A 19,052-nucleotide genomic window follows, 5' to 3' on the forward strand; every position below is an offset into this window, starting at 1 on the left:
CGGTTCAACCGCGCCGGGGCGCGACACCCCGACCAGAGGCCGCGCCCGCGCCCGTGCTCGCGGTGTCGAACGGGCCGCCAGGCCCGAAGGCGAGGCGGGCGAAGCGCTCGCCGATGCGCCGCTGGGTCGCGTCGTCGGGGTGGAGCTGGTCGGGCAGCGGCAGCTCGGCGAAGTCCCGCTCGCCGTACAGGGCCAGGCCGTCGAGGTAGTACAGGTTCCGGTCGGTCTCCGCGCGTTGGGCGACGACGCGGCCCAGCTCGCGGCGGATCGTGGTGAGCGTGAGCGCCCCGCTGGCGACCTCGGCCGGGTCGCCGAAGCCGCGGAAGCTGATGCCGGGGCCCGGGGCGTCGGGGTCCGGGTACATGGGGCCCGGCACCCGCTCGACCACGGGCGCGTGCAGTGGCGAGACGACCAGCAGCGGCGCCGTGGGGTGCCCCTCGCGCACGGTGTCCAGGAAGCCGTGCAGCGCCGGGCCGAGCGTGCGCAGCCGGAAGGCGTCGAGGGCGACGATGTTGATGCCCACCTTCACGCTGATCAGGTCGGCCGGCGTGTCCCGGATGGCGCGGGCCGTGAACGGGTCGAGCAGCGCGTTGCCGCTCAGCCCCAGGTTGACCAGGTCCGCGCCGGCGAGCCGGGCCGCCACCGCCGGCCAGGCCCCAGTCGGGCCGGCGGCGCCGGCGCCCTGGCTGATGGAGCTGCCGTGGTGCACCCAGCGCGGCGGCGGGGCGCCGGCCGCGCGCGGCGGGCGCAGCGGCGCGTCCGCGCGCAGCGCGACCAGCTCCACGATCGCCGCGTGCGGCAGCCAGATCTCGACGTCCTGCTCGCGCCCGGAGAGCCCGTCGAACCGCACGGCGACCACCCCGTCGGCCCCGCCGATGGGGGCGGCGAGCCGGGCCGTCAGGCGCCCGTCCACCACGAGGTCGTACACGCCCGCGCAGGGGCCGGCCGGGCCGAAGGCACCGGCCGCCGGGTCGGCGCCGGCGGGGTCAGCGAGGGCGGAGGCGTCGGCGTCGCCGGCGGGCGCCCCGGGAAAGGGCACCACGTCCAGCTCCACGACGGTCGCCTCGGTACGGAAGGCGAGCCGCACCCCGGACGGCTGGGCCTCGGCCAGCGCGCAGAAGCCGTCGGAGACCTGGGCCCGCGCCGCGGCGGGCAGCCGGTGCGGGAGCACACCGCGCGCCGTGGCCTCCACCTCCAGGGCCCCGCGCAGGGCGACGGGCCCCTCGCCGGCCAGCGCCTCCGTCGTCCACGTACGCACCGCCGCTCCCACCCCTCCCGGGTCCACGCCACCGTCGGCCCCCAGCCAAACCGCACACCGGCGCGGGAAGCAAGGAAACCGCCCCGGCTCAACCCCCATGCACCGGCTCGTCTACCCCGCCTGACCCGTCTACCCCCTCCCTTCCGGTTACCTCATCGGCGCCGCCGCCCCCGCGCTCAGGCGGGGAGCGTGGTGTCCACCACGAAGCTGATCTCCACGACCTGGCCACGGAAGGTGAGTTCGGTGACGCCGACGACGGTGCTGGCCGGGCGGTGGTCGCCGAAGTAGGCGAGGTTGCCCGCCGCCACCGCCGGGGCGTTGCGCAGCAGGTCCACGACGTACAGCGTCTGCGTGATGATCTGACGGCGGGTGGCGCCGTAGTGGTCCAGGACCCGGTCGATGTTGGCCTGGGTCCGCTGGAGCTGGGCGGCGAAGTCGCCCGCGTGCCGGAACTCGCCCGCCGCGTCGAACGAGAGCTGCCCCGACACGTGGATCAGCTCGCCGGACCTGATCGCCTGCGCGTAGCCGAACTCGCGCTCGGCCGGTACGTCGTACGTGAGGACATCGTTGGTGGCCACAGTCTGGGTCCCTTGCTCGTGTGCGCATGGTCGGTCACCGCCGGGGACGCCGCGCGCCCCCGTACTCTCTTGCGGTTACTCGGGAACTGTAGGAAAGTGGCCGCTGAACTGGAAGTACGCACTTATTCGTGACTGGGGAACCCGATGGTGACCAAGCACTTCACGGGCTCGCCCGAGGATGCCGACCTGCGACGCGTGGACTCCCTGGCGCGGGAGATCTTCTCGGACGTCGCCAACAAGTGGGCCCTGCTCATCATCGAGGCCCTCGGTGACGGCACCCTGCGCTTCAGCGCCCTGCGCGACGAGGTCGAGGGCATCAGCCACAAGATGCTCACCCAGAACCTGCGCATGCTGGAGCGGTACGGCCTCGTCGACCGCACGGTGCACCCCACCGTGCCGCCGCGCGTCGAGTACGCCCTCACCGAGCCGGGCCGGGCCCTGCGCGCCACGGTCGACGGCATGTGCGGCTGGACCCACCGCTACCTCGGCCACATCGAGGCGTCCCGCAACCGCTTCGACGCCTGACGCCCCACCACTCACCCCGTCCGGCCGACTTCCGGCCGGCCCGCCACGCGCTCGTACGCCCCCGGCACCCCGCCGCCGGCCGGCGCGTACGCCAACGGTCGTACGCGCCCCCGTACGCCTCCCCTCGCGCGCCGACACCCGCGCCCCCGCACCCCAACGGGCGCGTGCCGCCTCGTACGCCACCACACGTACGTCAACTCCCGCGCGCCGCGCGGCCCGGCCGGGTCAGTCCAGCGCGCGCTCGAAGCACCAGGAGCCCGGCAGGCCGGCGTACGCGCCGAAGTTCGGTATCCGCGCGTACCCGTGGCGGGCGTAGAAGCGCACGGCGGCCGGCTGGCGGTCGCCGGTCTCCAGGCGGAGCGCGCGCCACCCCCGTCGCCGCGCCCACTCCTCCAGCGCGCCGAGCAGTTCCCCGGCGATACCCGTACCGCGCCAGGCCGGTTCGACGTACATCCGCTTCACCTCGCCCAGCCCGCCGCCGAGTTCGCGCAGCCCGCCACAGCCGACCGGGACGCCGCCGCCCGGATGCCCACCGGCCGCCCGGTCCGCACCGCGCGCGCCCGGCCCGGCGTACGCCACCACGAACACGGCGCAGTCCGCCGCCGACGGCGCGGGGCCGGGCTCGCTGTCCGGGGTGCCGTAGACCTCGGCGATCTCGGCCCGCTGCCGCGCGCGCAGCGCCTCCGCGTCGGGGTGGGCCCAGGGAACCTGTGCCAGCCAGGTGCGGCCGGCCGGCGGCGCGTGACGCGCGTCGTGGACGGGAGGGGCGGGCTTCGGGGGGTGCTCGATGCTCATGGGGCGGATTGTGCCGAGCGCCTGTTTCCTCCGCGTGACGCCGTGTTACGCGGTCGGCCGGGGCGGGCGTGCGGCCGCTCCGCGTGCGGGACGGGTGGGGCAGGTGGTGCGGATGGGGCGCTGCGGCCGGGGCCGGCGGGGTCCGGTGACCCCCATTCAGATAAATTCCGGTTCCCGCGTGAGGATCGGGGCACTGGGGGGTCCAAGTCACCGTAGCCACCCACCGGTCGGCCCGCCGGGTCGCCGGACCGGCACCCGAAGCCGACACCCGGCGACGGTCAGACGAACACGGCACGAACACGGCAGGACGACGGACCGAAGAAGCCCCGGCACGCGCCACGGGCGGCAGACAAAGGAAGCACGACCGCGGCGGCCAGCGGACCCGAACCCCGCGGCGCGCCACCACCGCTCGGTCACGCCGCGGCGGCACCCGAGACACCGAGGAGAGGACCCGACCCCATGACGACACCGAAGACGGCCACCCCCGCGATCAACGAGCCCCGCACCGGCGGCACCAAGCCCGCCGCCGGCTCCACCTCCGGCACCACCACGCTCAAGGACTCCTCCGGCGCCGACAGCCAGCCCGCCACCCGCGGCAAGACCTCCATCGCCGACGGCGTCGTCGAGAAGATCGCCGGCATGGCCGCCCGCGAGGTCTCCGGCGTCCACGCCCTCGGCGGCGGCCTCGCCCGCACCCTCGGCGCCGTCCGCGAGCGCGTCCCGGGCGGGCGCCCCAACGTCACCAGCGGCGTCAAGGTCGAGGTCGGCGAGCGCCAGACCGCCATCGACCTCGACATCGTCGTCGAGTACGGCGTCCCCATCACCGACGTCGCCGCCGACATCCGCGAGAACGTCATCGCCGCCGTCGAACGCATGACGGGCCTTGAGGTCGTCGAGGTCAACATCGCCGTCATCGACGTCCACCTCCCCTTCGACGAGGAGGACAACGACGACGAGGCCCGCGTCCAGTAGCCCCCGCCGCTGCTGCCCCGCACCACCGGCCCGGCCCCCGGGCAGCCCCCGGGGGCCGGGCCCGCCACCCCGTCCCGACGCCGCACAAGGAGTAGGACATGAGCACAGCGATCGTGGGCCTCGCGGTCGGCATGGCACTCGGATTCGCCGGCTACTTCGGCGGGTTCACCGCGTTCCTGCTCGTCGCCGCGCTCGGCGCCATCGGGTTCATCGTCGGCAAGCTCGCCGACGGCGACCTGCACTGGAGCCAGTTCGCCCGCCCCGGCCAGGCCCGCACGCCCCAGGACCGCACCACCCACCGGACCCGAACCACCCGCAGCAGGCTCAAGTGACCATTCCCGCAGCCCAGCGCGGCGCCACCACCATCGCCGACCGCGTCATCGCCCGTACCGCCACCGCAGCGGCCCGCGAGGCCCTGCACGACCTGGCCCACCCGACGGCCACCGCCCGCGCCACCGGCACCACCCGGCGCGGCACGGCCCGGCTCACCCTCGCGCTCGACCTGCCGTACCCCATCGACATACCCGCCACCACGGACGCCGTGCACCAACACGTCAGCCACCGCACCGCGGCCCTCATCGGCCTGCCCGTCGGCACCCTCCGCATCCGCGTGGATCGCCTCCACCTGCCCGAGGCCGCCACCACGGACGGCAGGCAGGTGCGGTAGTGAGCACAGCACCCGAACCCGAGTCGCCCGAGAACCCGGCACGCGTCCGGACCCCCCACCGCGCCTGGTCGGCCCGGCGCGGCCCGGCCGCCGTACTCGCCCTGCTCGGCTCCGCCGCCTGCGGCATGCTCCTGTACGACCAGGTGGCCATGGGCTACGGGCACCCCGCCGCGCCCTGGCGCACGCACACCAAGGACTGGCTGGCGGACACCCCCGGCACCAGCGGCTGGGTGATCGGCGCCGCCGTCATACTGGCCGTCCTCGGCGTGTACCTCATGGTCATCGCCCTCACCCCCGGTGGCCGCCGCCGGCTCCCGATGGCGCCCCCGGCACCGTCCGTACGCGCCGTGCTCGACCGGGCGAGCGCCGCGGCCCTGCTCCGCGAGGCGGCCCTGCGCACGCCCGGGGTCACCGCGGCCCGGGTGCGGGTACGCGGCCGGCGCCGGGCCCGCGTGCGGGCGACGGTGGCCTACGGCGACGTCACGGCGGTGCGCGCCGCGCTCCACGAGGAACTGCTCGCCGCCACGGACCGCCTCGGCCTGGCCCACCCACCCCGCATCCGCCTCCGCCTCACCGCCGCCCCCGCCCTCGCCCTGCACGGGAACGAGCCGGACGCACCCGGCGCACCGACGGAACCCGAAGCGCGGTAAGCACCGGCCGTACGAAACGAAGAGAAGGACGCGGAGAACGCGGGGAACGCGACGAACGCGGAGAACGCGAAGAAGAGGAAGAAGAAGGAGGAGGAGCCGATGGAGGTCAGTCGTGGACGCCACTGGCTGAACAGGACCCTGCTGGCCCTGCTCGGGATCGCCGGCCTGGCGGCCGGCTGCTGGGTGGCCGTGGCGGGGCTCGACGCCCGCGGCCAACTGCCGTTCGCGCTCCCGTCGTGGTGGCCGAGCGGGCACCCGCGCGCCGCGTTCACCGACCGGCTGGAGGCGACGGGGCTGCGCGACCACGGTTGGTGGCCAGCCGCCGTCCTCGGCTGCCTGACGCTCGGTCTGCTCCTCCTCGCGGGCTGGCTCCTCGCCCAGACCGGCCCGCGCGAGCCGCGCCGCCTCCATCTCCCCGCCCCCGGCGCCCCGGCACGCGCCAAGCCCACCCCGCACGCCCCGACGCTGCGCACCTCCGCGCTGTCCGGGGTGATGGCCGCGCAGGTGACCGACCTGCCCGGGGTACGGCGGGCCCGGGTACGCCTCACCGGCGGCCCACGCCGCCCGCGCGCCCGCATGACGGTGGTGCTCGACGCGGGCGCCGACCCCCGCGCGGTACTGACCGCCCTGTACACCGGCCCCCTCACCCACGCCCGCCACAGCGCCGGCCTCTGCCACCTCCGCTCGGGCCTACGCCTGCGCGTCGCGACGCCGGGGACGCGTCGGACTCGCTGAGGGTCGGCCGTACGCGGGGACTGACCGCGAGGCCCGTATCCACCTCCGGTCTGCCCCGTCGGCCGCATGCGTTGCCGCGCCGCGCCGCCCGTTCGTTCGTTCGTCCGGGCGTCCGGACGCTCGGGCGCCCCCAGGAAACCCGCCCCGTGGGCCGCTTGTCAGTGGTCGCTGCGAGACTGCGGCGCCATGACCACCGACTTCCCGGCGGACCTCCCGGCTGCTGGTGGCCCTGGACGACGGGCGGCCCGCCGGATCGCCCGCGACGAGATGGGCCTGGAACAACTGCGTCTGGCCGTGCGCGGCGGAGCCGGCCTGGAGACCTTCTACGGACGGCTCGGCTGGCGGGAGGTCGGCCGCTGGCCCGCCGCCCTGCGGCTGTCCCCCACGGACGACCGCGACGAGGTCCTCATGCTGCTCAACCCCCTGTGACGGCCCGCCCCCGCGACCCCGCGCTGGCCGCGCTGGCCGCGCGGAAGACGCGAAAAACCCCGGCCAAGGATTACTTGACCGGGGTTCCGGGCGATCCGGCTGGTGGGCCATCAGGGGCTCGAACCCTGAACCAATGGATTAAAAGTCCACTGCTCTGCCAATTGAGCTAATGGCCCGCACCACGCAGCATAGCCCGGCCGTCTGCCGAGCCCCGAGCGCATAAGGAGTTCGGCGCCGCACGAGGCCGCGCGGGGTGCGTACGCGTACCGCCGCCGCGCCCGCGGCGCGAGCGACGGGGCCCGTACAGCACACCACCGTGCCATACGGGCCCCGTCACTCACTCACCGGTCAGCCGTTGCGCTTCCAGCGCGGCTTGTCGTCGCGGCGGCCGAAGGTGCCGGTGCCGGTGCCAGTGCCGGTGCCGCCACGGTGGTCGTCGCGGCGGCCGTGCGGGCGGTCGCCGTTGGCCGGGCGGTGGCCGCCGGCGGGGCGCTCGTCGCGGCGGTCACGGTTGTACGGGCGATCCGAGCGGAAGCCGCCGGAGGGACGCTCGTCGCGCCGGAAGCCACCCTGCGGGCGGTCGTCGCGGCGCTCGAAGGAACGGCCGCCACGGTCATCACGCCGGTCGTCACGCCGGAAACCGCCGGAGGGACGGTCGTCGCGGCGGAAGCCACCGGAGGGACGGTCGTCGCGACGGAAACCACCCTGCGGACGCTCATCCCGACGCTCGAAGGAACGACCACCACGGTCATCACGCCGGTCATCCCGACGGTCGTCACGCCGGAAACCACCCGACGGACGCTCATCCCGACGGAAGTTGCCCGAGGGGCGGTCGTCGCGGCGGAAGCCACCGGAGGGACGGTCATCCCGACGGAAACCACCCTGCGGACGCTCATCCCGACGCTCGAAGGAACGACCACCACGGTCATCACGCCGGTCGTCCCGCCGGTCGTCACGCCGGAAACCACCCGACGGACGCTCATCCCGACGGAAGTTGCCGGAGGAGCGGTCGTCGCGACGGAAGCCGCCCTGGGGGCGGTCGTCACGGCGGTCGCGGCGCTCGAAGTTGCCCCGGTCGTCGCGGCGCTCGTAACCGCCGCGCTCCTGCTCCGGGCGGCTCGGCGCGGCGTCCGCGGCCTGCTGCTCGGTGTGCTCCCGCGTCGCGGGGGCGGTGGTCGCGGGGGCGGTGGCGGACGCGTCCGCGCCGCCGTCCTGGGCATCGGCCGTGGCGGTCTCCGTCACCGTGGTGGCCTCGGCGGACGCGGCCGCCGCGACGGCCGCGGCCGGGTCCTCGCCGCGCTCGCGGGCCGCGCGGGCCAGCAGGCGGTCGGCCTCCTCGCGCAGCTCGGTCGCGCGCCGCTGCACCTGCTGCAACTGGCGGGTGAGGTCCTGCACGTCGCGCTCGGCCTGCTTGGCCGAGTTCGCCGCCGACTCGGCCTGCACCTCGGTGAGCGAACGGGCACCGGTGATGCGCGCCACGTCGTCGTCGAACGCGCCGGCGCCGCCGACGATGTGACGCGAGGCGTCGACGCCCGCGTCCTCCATCAGGCGGAAGATCTGCCGGCGCTGGTGCGGCAGGGCCAGCGAGACGACGGTGCCGCTCTTGCCCGCGCGGGCCGTACGGCCGGAGCGGTGCAGGTAGTCCTTGTGGTCACCGGCCGGGTCCACGTTCAGCACCAGGTCGATGCCGTCCACGTGGATGCCGCGCGCGGCGACGTCCGTGGCGACCAGGACGTTGACGTAACCGTCCTTGAAGTCGGCCAGCGTCCGGGTCCGCGCGCCCTGCGTCATGCCGCCGTGCAGCGCGTCCGCGCGTACGCCCGCGTCCACGAGCTGCTCGGCGACGCGGTCGGCGCCCATCTGGGTGCGGACGAAGATGATGGTGCGGCCCTTGCGCGCCGCGATGGCGGCGGTGACCGGCGCCTTGTCCTTCGGCTTCACGACCAGCACGTGGTGCGTCATGGTCGTGACCGCGCCCTGCGCCGCGTCCACCTCGTGCGTCATCGGGTTGGACAGGTAGCGCTTGACGAGGGTGTCGATCTCGTTCTCCAGCGTCGCGGAGAACAGCATCCGCTGGCCGCCGGACGGCACCAGGTCGAGGATCTCGGTGACCTCGGGCAGGAAGCCCATGTCGGCCATCTGGTCGGCCTCGTCGAGCACGGCGACCTGCACCCGGTCCAGCGTCGCGGCGCCACGGTTGATGATGTCGCGCAGTCGGCCCGGGGTGGCGACCAGGATGTCCACGCCCCGCTCCAGGGCGTAGATCTGATTGCCCATCGAGGTGCCGCCGCAGACGACCTTGAGCTTCAGGCCGAGCACGTCACCGTACGGCTGGAGCGCGTCGGAGACCTGCATGGCCAGCTCGCGGGTCGGGGTCAGGATCAGGCCACGGGGCCGCTTCTTCTCCGTGAAACCGCCGGCGAGTTGGGCCAGCAGCGGGAGGCCGAAGGAGAGGGTCTTGCCGGAGCCGGTACGGCCTCGGCCCAGGATGTCCTTGCCGGCCAGCGCGTCCGGAATGGTCGCGGCCTGGATCGGGAACGGCGTGGTGACGCCGTTCTGCTTCAGCTTGCGGACGACCTGCTCGGGCAGCCCGAGGGTGGCGAACGTGACGGACGTCTCAGCGTCCTCGTCGTCGTCGGCGGCGTCGGACGCGGTGGCTTCGTCGGCGGCCTCGTCGGACGCGGTGACCTCGCCCACACCCTCGTCCTCGCCCGCGGCGGCGGACTCGGCGGGCTCTGCGGACTCGGTAGCGGCGACGGGCTCGGCGGCCACGGCGGGCTCGGCGGCAGCCGCGACAGGCTCGGCGGGGGCCGCGACGGGGGCGTCAGCGGCGTCGACCTCGGCGACGAACGTCGCGGCGGCCTCGGGGATCATGCCGGTCTCCTCGACCTCGGGCATGACGGTGTGCTCAGCAGAAATGGACATGCGAAACGCGAAACCTTCCGGAGTTACGGCACGCGCCCAGACTCCGTGTGATTTCGCAAACGACCGCCTCGATGCGGTCAGCCACGGCAAGGAAAGGAACGCGCCACGCGGCGCGCTCCGGGAGGGTTCTCCGAAGTCGGCCGGGCAAATGGGATCAAACGATCTACCACCATACGCACCCCGCCCCCAGGAAGGCAAATCCCGCCTCCACACCCCTCCGCGCCCCGGGCCAGGCGCTCACCGCTCGCGCAGCGGTCTCGGCTGGGGAGCCGGATCGGTGCCCTCGGCCGGCGGCGGCGTACTCGGGGGCGGCGAGGTGGTCGGCGCGGTCGTCGGGGCGCGGAGGGGTGGGCTCCGGCGGCGGGCTGCTCGCCCGCGGCGTGGTCGGCCGCGGGCGGGGCACCGAGCCCGTGGGCGACGGGGCGGGCGCATCGGGCCGGGTCGGCGGGTCGGCGGCGGGCGGCGGCGCCTGCGAGGGCCGCCCGGCCTCCCCCGGCTCGTCCCCGCCCTCGCCGCCCTCGGGCCCGCGCTCCGCGTCCGCCCGCTCGGCGTCCGGCTCGGCGGACGCCGAGGCGCTCCCGGAGCCGTCCGGCCGCGGCTGCGCGGCCCCCCGGCGCGCCCCGTCGGGGAGCACGGCACCGCCGTCGGGGCCCGGCAGCGCGCCGTCCGGCTGCCCGCTCCTCCCCTCGCCGCCGGCCGGTTGTGAGCGGTCCGGCTCGGAAACGCTCATGCAGCCCGCCAACGCCATGACGGCGAGCATGACGGCCGCGGCACGCGCCGGAGTACGCGCCACGGCGCGGGACACGGTGCGCGGAGCGCGGGGAACACGAGGAGCACAGGCGGACATTCCGGGCATGAGTGGGTTACCTTCCGGCGCACGGTGCGGGCCACCTGCCCAACTGGCCCCGCCCCACCCAGGACACGCGCCGCACGAGCCACGGCACTCCCACACCCCGGAAACCCCCCGGACCGCGCACCCGCGCCGCGCCCGAGCCGCACGCGACCACCTCCGACCGCCCCCGACCGCCGGCGGGCCGGCCGGGGCCGGAGCCGGGCCGAACGGGGCGCTATCCCCAACCCAGTTCGTGCAGCCGCTCGTCCTCGATGCCGAAGTGGTGGGCGACTTCGTGGACGACGGTGATGGCCACCTCGTCGCGTACGGCGTCCCGCAGGGCGTCCGACGGCCCGCCGCGCCCCCCGACCGAAACGCCCCCCGGCTCGACTCCCGACCCTGCCCCCTGCCCCGCCGCGGGCCCGGCCGTGGCGCCGGCCTCGCCCACCACGGGCACCCGGGCCCCCTCCGGCGCCTCCCGCGCCCCCGGGGCCACCCCCTCGGGCGGCTCCCCGGCCCCGGTCGGATCCGGGGCCGTCACGTCCTCGCGGCCCGCGCACATCCGCAGCGTGGGCCCCCGGTAGATGGTGATCCGGTCCGGCAGCACGCCCGCGTACCACTCGCCCCGGTCGGTCAGCGGCGTCCCCTCGTAGAGCCCGAGCAACTCCGGATCCTCCGCGGGCGGCTCGTCCTCCACGAACACCGCCACGTTGTCCATGAGCCGTGTCAGCTCGGGCGGAATGCGGTCCAGGGCCTCGGCGACCAGTTCCTCGAACTCCTCACGCGTCATTTCCAGCACCCGGCCATTGTCGGGCAGGCGCCCCGTCCGCGCCCCACGCGTGCGTCGAACACCCCCCGCACACCCCAAACCACCCGTCGCCCGCGCACCGCCGCGACGCCCCAGGTCACCCCCGCCCGCACCGCGCGGGTAACCGTTTTGGCGATCCCCGTCGGCATCCCATATGCTTCTCACGTCCCCGACGGCGCCGGAAGGCGCCCAGGTGGGCCATCAGCCCTCATCGTCTAGTGGCCCAGGACGCCGCCCTTTCAAGGCGGTAGCACGGGTTCGAATCCCGTTGGGGGCACGCAACACCATGTGCGAGACTAGTGCTCGCACGTGTGCTTGGTCCTGTGGAGCAGTTTGGAGTGCTCGCCACCCTGTCAAGGTGGAGGCCGCGGGTTCAAATCCCGTCAGGACCGCTGCAACCGCGAGGTTGCGTGGCTGGGTAGCTCAGTTGGTACGAGCGATCGCCTGAAAAGCGATAGGTCGCCGGTTCGACCCCGGCCCCAGCCACCACCGCAGGAAGCGGGAAGGCCCCGACCGGGTTAACCGGCCGGGGCCCTCTCGCGTGCGTACCACAGGGCAGGGCGGAGCCCGGGTCTCACGACACGGTGACGACGACCTTGCCCCGGACGTGGCCCTCGGCGCTCAGGCGCTGGGCGTCGCCCGTGCGCTCCAGCGGGAAGGTGGCCGCGACCGGCACGGTGAGGCCGCAGGCGTCGACCATGGCGGACAGGGCCGCCAGGTCGGTCGCGTCCGGGCGGACCCACAGGTAGCGTCCGCCCAGCGGGGTGACCGCGGGGTCCACGATCGAGGCGATCCGGCGGGGGTTCTTCACCACGTCGGCGGAGACCGTGACCGCGTCCCCGCCCACCAGGTCGAAGGCCGCGTCCACGCCGTCCGGCGCCAGTCCGCGCACCCGGTCGGTGAGCCCGTCCCCGTAGGCGACCGGCTCCCCGCCCAGGGAGCGCACGAAGTCGTGGTTGCGGGGGCTGGCCGTGCCGATCACGCGGGCGCCCAGGTGTCGGCCGATCTGCACGGCCAGCGAGCCGACCCCGCCCGACGCCGCGTGGACCAGGAGGGTCTCCCCCTCCCGCACCCGCAGCGCCTTGGTCAGCGCCTGGTACGCGGTGAGCCCGGCCAGCGGCAGTCCGGCGGCCTGTTCGAAGGTGAGGCTGGCGGGCTTGTGGGCCAGGGTGCGCACCGGGGCGGCCACGTACTGCGCGAACGTCCCGCCCGACAGGGTGTCCTTGCGCACGTAGCCGATGACCTCGTCGCCCTCCTCGAACTCCGGGGTGTCCAGGCCGCCGCGGACCACGACGCCGGCGACGTCCCAGCCGGGGACCACCGGGAAGACGACGTCGAGCAGCGAGTTGAGGTGGCCGGCCTGCGCCTTCCAGTCGACCGGGTTCACGGAGGCGGCCCTGACCTCGACCAGTACCGAGTCGGGCCCCACCTTCGGGTCGGGCAGTTCGCCGTACTCCAGGACCTCGGGTCCGCCGTACGCGCGGTAGCTCACAGCCTTCACGATGCTCCTGCTCCTCGGGTTCGCGTGGCCGGGCCACTCTCGCGGCGGCCCGGCGGATGGGCGCGGGTGGGCGCGGATGGGATGCGTGCGGGGTGGGGTGCGGGTGGGTCGGATGCGGGTGGGCGGGCGGTGCGCCAGGTGGGCGCGTGGCGGGTGGGGTGCGGTGCGTGCCGGGTGGGGCGCGTGCCGGGTGGGCTTCTTCCACGCTAGGCCGCCGGCGCGTCCGAAGGCGCCGGCGCCGCACGGCCGCCCGGGTGGCGGTGGCGCCAGACCCAGAAGACCGTGCTGGCCACCACCGCCCAGCCGGCCAGCACGAGGAACGGGAAGGCGTGCTGGTGGCCGCCGAAGTAGACCGCCGTGTGCTGGGCGTTCACCGACGCGCCGGGCGGCAGCCAGCGGCCGATGTGGCCCAGTACGGAGGGGAGCAGCGGCCAGGAGACGGCGCCGCCCGACGACGGGTTGCCGAGCAGCACCATCAGCCCCCAGGTGGGCAGCATGGCCCAGCGGCCGAAGAGGGTGTTGAACATCGTGAAGACCATCCCGGACGCGAACAGCGTCAGCGCCAGGATCAGCCACGACTCCACGAACGGCAGGTGCAGCGCGTCCAGCAGCCAGTCCACCACCGCCGCGATGGCGAACCCGCCGAGCAGCGCGTACGCGGCGGTGAAGCCGATCCGCTCCGCCGGGTTCAGGGCGCGGGCGTGCACGCTGAGCTGGATCGCGCCGACGAAACCGATGATCACCGCGGCGAGCGAGATGTAGAAGATGGCCAGCCCGCGCGGGTCGCCCCGCTGGAGCGGGTTGAGGTCCCGCACCGTCACCGGCACCCCCACCCGCGCGCCGACCCGCAGCCCCGCCGTCGCGAAGATCTCCGCGACCGAGGCCCCGGAGGCGCCGGAGACGTCCAGCTCGACGCGGTCCCCGGCGCCGCCCGGCCGGCCGCCGACGGGCTGGTGGACGTACAGCACGGCGAACACCCGCTGCTCGTCCACGGCCCGCTTGGCCTGCGCGTACGTCGCGTACTCGCGTAGTTCGAGCGAGGCGTCCAGGGCCTCTTCCATGCCGCGCACGAACGCCTTGCCGCGCGGGCTGTCGCTCGCCCCGACCACCGCCGTCGGCACGTGGTGCGGGGTCGGGTTGGCCATCACGTACGTGTACGAGCCGGCGAACAGGCCGGCAGCCGCCGCCAGGATGACCACCAGCACCGCGGCCGGGAAGAACGGCGAGTCCTTGAACGCCGCCCACCGCGAACGCCCGCCGGGCGCCCCGCGCGCCTCGGGGTGCGCGCCGGCGGCCGGGGGCCGGGCCGTGGCCGGGGGCCGGGCCGCCGCCGAATGCCGGTCCGCTGCCGGCTGCCCGGTCGCCGACGGCTCGGCCGCCGCCGACCGCCGATCCGCCGCCGGGGGCACGGGCGGCTCCGGCCCGCCGCCCGGCGTGGTCGGGTCGGCGCGCGGCCCGGCCGGGGTGCCCGCGGGGCGGTCCGGGTCGGCCTCTTCGCCCGGGACGGGCCGTTCACGCGGGTCGTCCATGACGTCACGCTAAGCCACCCATCGCGGACATTCCTCCCGAGTCACCCGGACCGAGTCGCCCGGATCGAGCCACCCGGATGTTCGGGGGCGCGGCCCTCATCGCCAGGGGCGCGCCCGCGCCCGGGGCTGTGGCGCGCGTCCGGGGCCGTGGCGCGCTTCCGGCGGAGGTCAGGGCGCGGACCGGGCGCTGGCCCGGCCGGAGGGGCGTGATCCGGCCGCGAGCGGTCGTTCCTCGCCTCGGCGCGGGCGCCGGGGCACAAATGGTTCGCCAGCTCTTTCGGCGAGGTGAGATCCTTGGCCGCGTATGTCCACTCAGCCTGCCCCTGCCCTGCCCGCCCTGCTGGAGCGGCTTCCCGAGCTGATGCTGCGCGACGCGCAGCGGCTGGGGCGCCGACTCGACGGTGCGCGCCGGATTCGTCAGCCCGAGGCCCGCGCGGCCGTGCTCGCCGAGATCGCCGGCCAGATCGAGCAGGCCGAACGGCGGGTGGCCCACCGCCGCGCCGCCGTCCCGAAGATCACCTATCCCGAGTCGCTGCCGGTCAGCCAGAAGAAGGACGACATCCTGGCGGCCATCCGGGACCACCAGGTGGTGATCGTCGCGGGCGAGACCGGCTCCGGGAAGACCACCCAGATCCCCAAGATCTGCATGGAGCTGGGCCGCGGCGTGCGCGGGCTTATCGGGCATACGCAGCCGCGTCGGATCGCGGCCCGTACGGTGGCCGAGCGGATCGCCGACGAACTGGGCACCCAGCTCGGCGAGACGATCGGCTGGAAGGTGCGGTTCACCGACCAGGTCGGCCCGGACACGCTGGTCAAGCTGATGACGGACGGCATCCTGCTGGCCGAGATCCAAACCGACCGCGAGCTGCGCCAGTACGACACGATCATCATCGACGAGGCGCACGAACGCAGCCTCAACATCGACTTCATCCTCGGCTACCTGGCGCAGTTGCTGCCCCGCCGCCCCGACCTCAAGGTCGTCGTCACCTCGGCGACCATCGACCCGGAGCGGTTCGCCCGACACTTCGCGAGCTTCGCCACAGTCGGCGGCGGCGCGACGGGCGCGGCCGGCGGCCGGGAGGCGCGCGGCGGCGGCCGTCCCCAGCGCGGCGCGAGCCGGCGCACGCGGGACGACGCGCCCAGCGCCCCGGACGTGGCCAGTACGCCGGGTGCGCCCAGCGCCGAAGCGCCCACCGCCGACGCCTCCAGCTCTGGCGCGGCGCCCGCCGCCCCCGGGGCCGGTGCCGAGCCGGCCGGTGCGCCGATCATCGAGGTCAGCGGGCGTACGTACCCGGTCGAGGTGCGCTACCGGCCGCTTCTCGAAGAGGGCGGCCAGGACGGCGACCGCGACCAGGTGACCGCCATCTGCGACGCCGTGGACGAGCTACAGCGCGAGGGCGAGGGCGACATCCTCGTCTTCCTCTCCGGCGAGCGGGAGATCCGCGACACGGCCGACGCGCTGGAGAAGAAGAAGCTGCGTCACACCGAGATCCTGCCGCTGTACGCGCGCCTCTCGCACGCCGAGCAGCACCGGGTCTTCCAGCGCCACACCGGCCGCCGCGTCGTGCTCGCCACCAACGTGGCGGAGACCTCGCTCACCGTCCCCGGCATCCGGTACGTGATCGACCCCGGCACCGCCCGCATCTCGCGCTACAGCCACCGCACCAAGGTGCAGCGGCTGCCCATCGAGCCGATCTCGCAGGCCAGCGCCAACCAGCGCAAGGGCCGCTGCGGCCGTACCAGCGACGGCATCTGTATCCGGCTGTACTCCGAGGACGACTTCCTCACCCGCCCCGAGTTCACCGACGCGGAGATCCTGCGGACCAACCTGGCCTCGGTGATCCTGCAGATGACGGCGGCCGGGCTCGGCGACATCGAGCGCTTCCCCTTCATCGACCCGCCGGACCGGCGCAACATCAAGGACGGCATCGACCTGCTGCACGAGCTGGGCGCCATCGAGCCCCAGCGGCAGCCCGCCGACCAGAGCACCGCCGACCAAAGCACCGCCGACCAGAGCGCTGACCAGACCTCCGACCAGCCCGCCGAGCAGGGCGAGCCGGGCGACGGCGAGGAGCCGGCCGCCGCGCGACCGCCCGCCGACGACCGCGGCGACGACCGTGCGGACCGGCGCGGCGGCAGGGGGCGCGGCGGCGGGCGCGGCCCGGGCCGCAAGGGCCGTGGCCAGCAACTGACCCCGCTGGGCCGCAAGCTGGCGCAGTTCCCGGTCGACCCGCGCCTGGCCCGCATGATCCTGGCCGCCGACAGCAACGGCTGCGCGCGCGAGGTGATCGTCATCGCCGCCGCGCTGTCCATCCAGGACCCGCGCGAGCGCCCCGCCGACAAGCAGGCGCAGGCCGACCAGCAGCACGCCCGTTTCAAGGACGAGACCAGCGACTTCCTGGCCCTGCTCAACCTGTGGCGGTACGTCCGCGAGCAGCAGAAGGCGCTGTCGTCCTCCGCCTTCCGCCGGATGTGCCGCTCGGAGTTCCTGAACTACCTGCGGATACGCGAGTGGCAGGACATCTACAGCCAGTTGCGTACGGTGGCCAAGTCCATGGGCATCGAGGTGTCCGCCGCGGACACCGAGATCCCCGCCGACCAGGTGCACCAGTCGCTGCTGGCGGGGCTGCTCTCGCACATCGGGCTCAAGGAGATCGCCGAGGACCCGGCCAAGGCCGGCGCCAAGACGTCGGCCAAGGGCTCCGACAAGCCCCGCGGCAAGGGTGACTACCTGGGGGCGCGCAACGCCAAGTTCGCGGTCTTCCCCGGCTCCGCGCTGTTCAAGAAACCGCCGCGGTGGATCATGTCGGCCGAGCTGGTGGAGACCTCGCGGCTGTGGGCGCGGGTCAACGCCAGGATCGAGCCGGAGTGGGTCGAACCGCTCGCCCAGCACCTGGTCAAGCGCACCTACAGCGAACCGCACTGGGAACAGAAGCAGGCGGCGGTCATGGCGTACGAGCGGGTCACGCTCTACGGCGTGCCGATCGTCGCCCAGCGCAAGGTCAACTACGGCAGGATCGACCCGATCACCAGCCGTGACCTCTTCATCCGCAACGCCCTGGTCGAGGGCGACTGGCGCACCCACCACCAGTTCTTCCACGACAACCGCAAGCTGCTCGGCGAGGTCGAGGAGCTGGAGCACCGGGCCCGGCGCCGCGACATCCTGGTCGACGACGAGACCCTTTTCGACTTCTACGACCAGCGCGTGCCCGAACACGTCGTGTCCGGCGCGCACTTCGACTCCTGGTGGAAGCACAAACGCCGGGACGAGCCGGAGTTGCTCAGCTTCGAGAAGTCGATGCTCATCAACGAGCGGGCGCAGGGCATCTCCAAGGACGCCTACCCCGACACCTGGTGGCAGGGCCGGCTGAAGTTCCGGGTGACCTACCAGTTCGAGCCGGGCGCGGACGCGGACGGCGTGACCGTGCACATCCCGCTCCAGGTGCTCAACCAGGTCGAGGACCACGGCTTCGACTGGCAGATCCCGGGCCTGCGGCAGGACCTGGTGACGGAGCTGATCCGCTCGCTGCCCAAGCCGATCCGCCGCAACTACGTGCCGGCGCCCGACTACGCCCGGCGCTTCCTGGAGCGGGTCAGGCCGACGGCGGGGCTCAGCGGCGCCGAGCCGCAGGGCCCGCTCACGGCGGCGCTCGGCCGGGAGCTGCAACGCATGGTGGGCGTGACGATCACGCCCGACGACTGGGACACCACCAAGATCCCCGACCACCTGAAGATCACCTTCCGGGTGGTGGACGAGCGGCGCCGCAAGCTCGCCGAGGACAAGGACCTGGTCGCCCTCAAGGCGTCCCTCCAGCCCAAGACGCAGGCCGCGATCACCAGGGTGTTCGCCACCTCGAAGGAGAGCGCGGGCATCGAGCAGCGCTCGGGGCTCACCTCCTGGACGATCGGCTCCCTGCCGCGCACCTTCGAGACCCGGCGCGGCGGCCAGCCCGTCAAGGCGTACCCGGCGCTGGTGGACGAGGGCGCCTCGGTGGCGGTCCGCCTCTTCGACACCGAGGCGGAGCAGGAGCGCGCGATGTGGGCGGGCACCCGTCGGCTGATCCTGCTCAACCTGCCGTCAAATCCGGCCAAGTTCGCGCAGGGCAAGCTCGACAACGGGGCCAAGTTGGCGCTGTCCCGCTCCCCGCACGGCAGCGTGCAGGCCCTGTTCGACGACTGCGTCGCGGCGGCCACCGACCGGCTGATCGCGGCCCGCGGCGGTCCGGCGTGGGACGAGGAGTCCTTCCGCAAGCTCTTCGACGCCGTCCGCGCGGACGTGACCGACGTGACGATGGACACCATCCGCAAGGTCCGCGAGGTGCTGGCCGCCTGGCAGGCGTGCGAGCGGCGGCTGAAGGCCACCACGAGCGTGGTCCTCGCGCCGTCGTTGGCCGACATCAGGGAGCAGCTCGCCGCGCTGGTCAAGCCGGGCTTCGTCACCGAGCACGGCGTACGGCGGCTGCCCGACCTGATGCGCTACCTGGTGGCCGTCGACCGCCGTCTCCAGCAACTGCCGCACAACGCCGAGCGGGACCGCGCCCGGATGGCGAAGGTGCACGACATGCGCGACGAGTACCTGTGGCTGCTGGAACAGCTTGAGCTCAAGCACCCGGGCCGGCCCGTGCCCCGGGAGGCGCTGGAGATCCGCTGGATGATCGAGGAGCTGCGGGTCAGCTACTTCGCCCACGCCCTGGGCACGGCGTACCCGATCTCCGACAAGCGGATCGTGAAGGCCGTGACCGCCGCCGCTCCCTGACCCCGCTGCCCGGACAGCCGCCTCCCTGGGCCTCCGGACCCCGGCGGGGGCGGCCCGGGAGCGCGGTTCGACCCCACCCCCTGACCTGCTGT

14 protein-coding genes, 4 tRNA genes and 2 pseudogenes are annotated in these 19,052 nt (G+C 74.4%); 11 read left to right on the forward strand and 9 right to left on the reverse strand.

Annotation, left to right across the window (positions count from 1 at the left end; genetic code table 11):
* Positions 1-4: 4 nt before the first annotated feature.
* Positions 5-1,258, reverse strand: coding sequence for an SGNH/GDSL hydrolase family protein (locus H7H31_RS14425; protein WP_232109847.1), 1,254 nt, complete (start codon positions 1,256-1,258; stop codon positions 5-7).
* Between the two features lie 176 nt (positions 1,259-1,434).
* Positions 1,435-1,836 carry a RidA family protein gene (locus tag H7H31_RS14430; protein WP_187060096.1) on the reverse strand — a complete coding sequence of 134 codons (402 nt, stop codon included), beginning with the start codon at positions 1,834-1,836 and terminating at the stop codon, positions 1,435-1,437.
* Positions 1,837-1,980: 144 nt separating this feature from the next.
* On the opposite strand from H7H31_RS14430, the gene H7H31_RS14435 reads away from it, so the two are divergent.
* Complete coding sequence (locus H7H31_RS14435; RefSeq protein ID WP_187060097.1) at positions 1,981-2,361, forward strand: winged helix-turn-helix transcriptional regulator; 381 nt, start codon at positions 1,981-1,983, stop codon at positions 2,359-2,361.
* Between the two features lie 225 nt (positions 2,362-2,586).
* Here H7H31_RS14435 and H7H31_RS14440 read toward each other — a convergent pair whose 3' ends face one another.
* Positions 2,587-3,156, reverse strand: a complete 570-nt coding sequence (locus tag H7H31_RS14440; RefSeq protein WP_187060098.1) for a GNAT family N-acetyltransferase — start codon at positions 3,154-3,156, stop codon at positions 2,587-2,589.
* Between the two features lie 459 nt (positions 3,157-3,615).
* Between H7H31_RS14440 and H7H31_RS14445 the strand changes: the two genes are divergently transcribed.
* The 6 genes and pseudogenes from H7H31_RS14445 to H7H31_RS14470 form a co-directional block, all read left to right on the forward strand.
* A complete protein-coding gene (locus tag H7H31_RS14445) occupies positions 3,616-4,128 on the forward strand; it encodes an Asp23/Gls24 family envelope stress response protein (RefSeq protein WP_176163259.1) in 513 nt (170 codons plus the stop codon).
* A gap of 98 nt (positions 4,129-4,226) precedes the next feature.
* Positions 4,227-4,460 carry a hypothetical protein gene (locus H7H31_RS14450; protein ID WP_187059692.1) on the forward strand — a complete coding sequence of 78 codons (234 nt, stop codon included), beginning with the start codon at positions 4,227-4,229 and terminating at the stop codon, positions 4,458-4,460.
* The gene (locus H7H31_RS14455; protein ID WP_187059690.1) at positions 4,457-4,795 is read left to right on the forward strand and encodes a hypothetical protein; all 339 of its coding nucleotides are present in this window, start codon (positions 4,457-4,459) and stop codon (positions 4,793-4,795) included. The genes H7H31_RS14450 and H7H31_RS14455 overlap by 4 nt, the downstream gene beginning before the upstream one ends.
* Positions 4,795-5,445, forward strand: coding sequence for a DUF6286 domain-containing protein (locus tag H7H31_RS14460; RefSeq protein ID WP_187117924.1), 651 nt, complete (start codon positions 4,795-4,797; stop codon positions 5,443-5,445). The genes H7H31_RS14455 and H7H31_RS14460 overlap by 1 nt, the downstream gene beginning before the upstream one ends.
* Before the next feature lie 99 nt (positions 5,446-5,544).
* Complete coding sequence (locus tag H7H31_RS14465; RefSeq protein WP_187060199.1) at positions 5,545-6,180, forward strand: hypothetical protein; 636 nt, start codon at positions 5,545-5,547, stop codon at positions 6,178-6,180.
* 243 nt (positions 6,181-6,423) lie between these two features.
* Positions 6,424-6,609: pseudogene (locus tag H7H31_RS14470) on the forward strand (GNAT family N-acetyltransferase); the annotation flags it as partial.
* 100 nt (positions 6,610-6,709) lie between these two features.
* Here the strand turns inward: H7H31_RS14470 and H7H31_RS14475 are convergent.
* The 4 genes and pseudogenes from H7H31_RS14475 to H7H31_RS14490 all read right to left on the reverse strand — a co-directional run.
* Positions 6,710-6,785: transfer RNA gene (locus tag H7H31_RS14475), tRNA-Lys, on the reverse strand.
* Positions 6,786-6,957: 172 nt separating this feature from the next.
* Positions 6,958-9,534, reverse strand: a complete 2,577-nt coding sequence (locus H7H31_RS14480) for a DEAD/DEAH box helicase (protein ID WP_222624833.1) — start codon at positions 9,532-9,534, stop codon at positions 6,958-6,960.
* Positions 9,535-10,601: 1,067 nt separating this feature from the next.
* Positions 10,602-10,907, reverse strand: a complete 306-nt coding sequence (locus H7H31_RS34995) for a metallopeptidase family protein (RefSeq protein WP_372456036.1) — start codon at positions 10,905-10,907, stop codon at positions 10,602-10,604.
* Positions 10,899-11,165, reverse strand: a pseudogene (locus H7H31_RS14490) (metallopeptidase family protein); the annotation flags it as partial. The gene H7H31_RS34995 and the pseudogene H7H31_RS14490, both read right to left, overlap by 9 nt.
* 213 nt (positions 11,166-11,378) lie before the next feature.
* Here H7H31_RS14490 and H7H31_RS14495 point away from each other — a divergent pair.
* The 3 genes from H7H31_RS14495 (at position 11,379) to H7H31_RS14505 (ending at position 11,663) form a co-directional block, all read left to right on the forward strand.
* Positions 11,379-11,451, forward strand: a tRNA-Glu gene (locus H7H31_RS14495).
* Between the two features lie 40 nt (positions 11,452-11,491).
* Positions 11,492-11,566: transfer RNA gene (locus H7H31_RS14500), tRNA-Asp, on the forward strand.
* Positions 11,567-11,586: 20 nt separating this feature from the next.
* Positions 11,587-11,663 (forward strand) — tRNA-Phe (locus H7H31_RS14505).
* Between the two features lie 85 nt (positions 11,664-11,748).
* On the opposite strand, the gene H7H31_RS14510 is transcribed toward H7H31_RS14505, so the two are convergent.
* Together H7H31_RS14510 and H7H31_RS14515 are read right to left on the reverse strand one after the other, a co-directional pair.
* A complete protein-coding gene (locus H7H31_RS14510) occupies positions 11,749-12,675 on the reverse strand; it encodes an NADP-dependent oxidoreductase (protein ID WP_187059669.1) in 927 nt (308 codons plus the stop codon).
* 206 nt (positions 12,676-12,881) lie between these two features.
* A complete protein-coding gene (locus H7H31_RS14515) occupies positions 12,882-14,204 on the reverse strand; it encodes an ABC-2 transporter permease (protein WP_232109848.1) in 1,323 nt (440 codons plus the stop codon).
* Positions 14,205-14,508: 304 nt separating this feature from the next.
* On the opposite strand from H7H31_RS14515, the gene hrpA reads away from it, so the two are divergent.
* Positions 14,509-18,960, forward strand: coding sequence for an ATP-dependent RNA helicase HrpA (gene hrpA / locus H7H31_RS33915; RefSeq protein WP_232109850.1), 4,452 nt, complete (start codon positions 14,509-14,511; stop codon positions 18,958-18,960).
* Positions 18,961-19,052 lie beyond the last annotated feature (92 nt).

It is taken from the genome of Streptomyces buecherae, from assembly GCF_014295035.1.
Lineage (GTDB): Bacteria > Actinomycetota > Actinomycetes > Streptomycetales > Streptomycetaceae > Streptomyces > Streptomyces youssoufiensis.